This window comes from Flavihumibacter sp. ZG627 (assembly GCF_000814325.1).
GTDB lineage: Bacteria > Bacteroidota > Bacteroidia > Chitinophagales > Chitinophagaceae > Flavihumibacter.
In genome coordinates, this window is the sequence record NZ_JPHF01000024.1 from 1 (window position 1) to 4,031 (window position 4,031).

Sequence of the window (4,031 nt, forward strand, 5' to 3'; positions counted from 1 at the left end):
TTTTTGAGTGTGGATCCGCTATTTAAAGATTATCCCTGGAACAGTAATTATGCTTACGCTGAAAACAGCCCAATAGCATTTATTGACTTGGATGGTGCCGAGCGTTCTGCAGCTGGTAAGGTTGGCATTTTTTCGGTCGATGGAACTGCCGTACAACACTATCGGGATGCCATTCCTGTTGTAATAAAACAACAAGCTGATGCACCACGCCATAAGATTATGACTGCAATGGCTAGAGCCAATAGGCTAACACCTACGATTTCAAATCCGGAAAGGCTTAATGATTTTGAAAAAGAGCGCCATGAGATAGCCAAGAAAAATCTGTATGATCTTGCGGGTTATAATGATGATGGTAAAGAGAAACCCGGAACAAAACTCGCTGGAAATAAAACTTGGAATGCGTTTGCCGACAATTTAGCGTTTCCTGTGATTGATGGTGTTTCACTCGCAACTGGTGCTGGTGAATTGAAATATTTGCTCACTAGGCGAGCTATAATATCAACCGTAGATGACCTATTGAAAGGTGTGGTGAATTCTGTGAAAGCGTTAGATCAGGAAGCTATGATTGGATATCGTGGGTCATTAGCGACTGGAGAAAAATATAAGACTGGAGCAAGATTTGATCCGGCGGATTTTGATGTAGATGCTTTTATTGTTAGTGATCAATTGGCTGGGAAATTTGGGTCATCTAATTTTAGAAATGGAAGAAATATAAAGGAGCTGGAAGGGTTGTCCAATTCCTTGGAGGAGTCGTTCAAGAATCTAGGCGGATATAGGACAGATTCAAAGAAGCCATTTACATTCAGGATCTTCACTCAGAAAGAATTTGAAAAGGCTGTCAAGCCCAGTGGATATAAAATATTAAATCCTTAGAACTATGCAAAAAGTCGCACCATTTATTGTGGGATATGTCTCACTAAAATCAGAGCTTTCGCTTGAAGAATTGGCTGTTATTTTGTCTCAAAAGTTATTTGGCGGATTAGAATTTGGCGGGAAAGAGTTGGAGATTCATGAAGAAGTGCCTGCAATTTTTTTGAATGAGCCAATACTTGGTCTTAAAGTAGTTCTGGAGGGTTATAGTGGGTTTGAGGATGAAAGTCATTTTACATTGTCCGTTTCTCCTTGGATTACCCTTTCTGATATTGAACGGATTGACATGAGAATAGATGATTATTTAGTTGGTCTTTTAAAGGTTCAATTGAAAGACATAGATAGCATTAAAATTCTGGAGGTGTAGGAATTTGCCACGCATACTTGTATTTGACAATGTCTCGGATATTGGGGTTGCTATTTATATAAAACTCGCTGGTGATTATTCATCAGCGGTTTTCATTTTATGGGGTATTGCAATAAATTTACGCAAGGATGCAAACTTCACTTGATCATTTATCGGAACACAAGCAGGCGCAGCTTCGGGAGGGATAGGCAACTATTGTAAAAGCTGTTGAAACGGAAAAAGTGATCCTACACGGCCCCACTGCCTGGAAACTCCACAGAAGCTGACCATTTCATTTCGGGTCTGAATGACCACTAATAAGTTCAAATTTCGAATCAATTCTCCTAAGGCAGCAATATATCTGAATTGGTTTCAGTGGTAAATTCTTTATGGAAAACAGTGGTTAGGTAGAGCGGAATTTCCACCCTGGCGGCAGAAGGTGTAAATGTAGAGGCCTACAACCGGGAGTTGGATGAAGCCATGGAGCGCATCAGCCGCGGTGAATCTTTAAGCCTGGATACCCTGGAAAAAGAGATGAATTCATGGTAGCGAAGGTGCTTCGTTTAGTGATTGATAATCCGGCAAAAGTTCATCTGCAAGAGGCCTATGTGTACATCCGGAGGGACTCCGTCCAATATTACCAAAATGAACCCCCAGCAACACTAGCTGTATTCGTTCAAATCTGCTCGCAACCTCTTTCTTTTAGGGTTGAATCCTGTTCTGGTTAAGGCGACCAGGGGGCCTTTGTTTGATATGGGCGGAAATGGAAAGGCCGGCGGTATCCATCAGTATACGACGCGGGATAGTTCAAGCCCCTGTACAATGGTAATATTACAATGATATCTCAACTAGGAACAAAGGGCTACACGTACATTCTTTTGGAATTTGGGGTAATTGGTACTGACACTATACGATGTTCGGAAAATGAGCATTTTTTTCATATTACAGAAATGATACACTTCAATCCTCATATGTAATCATAAATATTACAGACACTACTTTTTCATTTATGTCTCCTGTTACCTCACAAATTGCAGTTTACAGGCGAATAAACAAATGAGTAACTAAAAGCCGCTGCTCAATCAGTGGGTTTTATTTTTCCCAGGGGTTAACAATTTTCAGTCCGTTAATGCTGCTGAAATCAGTCGTATTGCGGCTAAGCAAGGTAAGGTCATAAACAAGGGCTGTAGCAGCGATGATGGCATCAGGCAACTTAATCTTACGTGCTTTGCGGATATCGGCGGTTTTTAATTTGATGGGTTGTTCCAGTTCTATCACCAGGGAATCACTGATAAAGTTGCGCAGCACATCCAAATCTTTATCAGTGGCAGTTTTCCAGCAAAGCAGTTCAATTTCCGTAATAGCAGAAATCACAGGTTGTTCATCCTTCAGTAAATCATCCATAAATTTTTCTGCACCTGGCGGGAACTGTTGTTGCAAATAATAGATTGCGGTATTGGTATCCCACATATATTTTATTCCCATTCGTTGCGAAGTTCGTTTAGCTGGTTGTCAATATCGGTTAAAGGTTGTTTGGTCATCGCCCCTTTGTATTTGGCAACCCAGTTAACAGCTGTCGCTGGCTGCGTTTTTTCCCTGCGCATACGTATGAGCTGCAGGAGCTCCAAATCCTGCAGAAGCTTTACAGCTTTGCTATTGAGAATATCGATCGTTACTGTTTGCATGGTTTGTTTTTAAATGGCTTTAAGTTTGGCTGCCTTAATCAGCAAGCGTTTCATCCCCTCCCAATATGTATAAAATGGCATTGGTATCCAGCAAAAATTTACTGCCACTCATCGCGCATTTTTTTCTGTATCTCAAGCGGATCTTCTTTCAACTTAATGACACCACAATATTTTTACGTATCCACCCCTTTGGTTGGAAGTTTTTCCAACTTCTTGCGGATTGCCGCTATCTCCTTCTTGGTAGCGCCTTTTTTTAGTACCAGTACCATATCACGCATTTGTTTCAAATTTAATTGATTTACTACGTTTTTTCGTATTTCACTTATTTCCATTGTATTTCAGATACAATTTCTATGATCACTTACCACTATGATCTGATCAGTGGTAAGGTTAATATGGTATCCTACAACCCGGGTAAGGCCGACCAGTTCTTCCATCAGTATGACTATGATGCTGAAAACCGTTTGCGTGCCGTTAAGACCAGCGCCGATGGCTGGGTATGGGAAGTGGACGCTACCTATGACTATTACCGGCACGGCCCTCTTGCGCGCACCGAACTGGGTGATCTGAAGGTGCAGGGCCTTGATTATGCCTACAGCCTGCAAGGCTGGTTGAAGGGGGTCAATAGTACGAGTTTGTACCAGGGGGCCTTTGATATGGGCGGAGATGGAAAGGCCGGCGGTATCCATCAGTATACGGCGCGGGATGCCATGGGTTTTTCGCTGACTTATTTCGGGGATGACTACCGGCCTGTGGGCCCCGGCGCGGAGCCTTTCGCGGAATTCAGCAGCAAGTTGCCCGCCAATCAGTTCAAGCCCCTGTACAATGGTAATATCACGGCGATGGCTGTCAATATCTCCGGGCTCAACGGGGCGCAATTGTACAATTACCAGTATGACCAGCTCAGCCGCCTCACGGGCATGGACAGCTACCAGCAGTTCACGCCCTCTTCCAACCAATGGACCAGTCCGCTCACCACCCAGCAGGCCTATAAGGAACGTATTGCCTATGATGGCAATGGCAATATCCTCCAATACCTTCGCCAGGGCATGGCCACAAAGCTGGCCATGGATAGTTTACAGTATAAATACAACTACAGTGCCACCGGGCAGTTGCTCCATAACCAGTTG

The 4,031-nt window shown here is 43.2% G+C and carries 5 protein-coding genes; 3 read left to right on the plus strand and 2 right to left on the minus strand.

Annotated elements, in window-relative coordinates; translation table 11 throughout:
- Both HY58_RS19665 and HY58_RS19115 read left to right on the plus strand, forming a co-directional pair.
- On the plus strand, positions 1 to 873 hold an 873-nt coding region (locus tag HY58_RS19665), incomplete at its 5' end, for a hypothetical protein (protein ID WP_039135598.1).
- 4 nt (positions 874 to 877) lie between these two features.
- The gene (locus HY58_RS19115; RefSeq protein ID WP_052324287.1) at positions 878 to 1,237 is read left to right on the plus strand and encodes a hypothetical protein; all 360 of its coding nucleotides are present in this window, start codon (positions 878 to 880) and stop codon (positions 1,235 to 1,237) included.
- 1,071 nt (positions 1,238 to 2,308) lie between these two features.
- Here HY58_RS19115 and HY58_RS18315 read toward each other — a convergent pair.
- On the minus strand, positions 2,309 to 2,701 hold the full coding sequence (locus tag HY58_RS18315; RefSeq protein WP_039135600.1) for a type II toxin-antitoxin system VapC family toxin: 393 nt from the start codon (positions 2,699 to 2,701) through the stop codon (positions 2,309 to 2,311).
- Positions 2,692 to 2,901, minus strand: a complete 210-nt coding sequence (locus HY58_RS18320; RefSeq protein WP_039135601.1) for a hypothetical protein — start codon at positions 2,899 to 2,901, stop codon at positions 2,692 to 2,694. The genes HY58_RS18315 and HY58_RS18320 overlap by 10 nt, the downstream gene beginning before the upstream one ends.
- Before the next feature lie 353 nt (positions 2,902 to 3,254).
- On the opposite strand from HY58_RS18320, the gene HY58_RS18325 reads away from it, so the two are divergent.
- Positions 3,255 to 4,031 (plus strand): hypothetical protein (locus tag HY58_RS18325; protein WP_039135604.1); only part of this gene is annotated, 777 nt, incomplete at its 3' end.

What these genes read in the sequence shown, in the direction of transcription:
- HY58_RS19115 (WP_052324287.1), top strand. Translation starts at nt 878, where the DNA reads ATGCAAAAAGTCGCACCATTTATTGTGGGATATGTCTCACTAAAATCA.
- HY58_RS18315 (WP_039135600.1), bottom strand. Translation starts at nt 2,701, where the DNA reads ATGGGAATAAAATATATGTGGGATACCAATACCGCAATCTATTATTTG.
- HY58_RS18320 (WP_039135601.1), bottom strand. Translation starts at nt 2,901, where the DNA reads ATGCAAACAGTAACGATCGATATTCTCAATAGCAAAGCTGTAAAGCTT.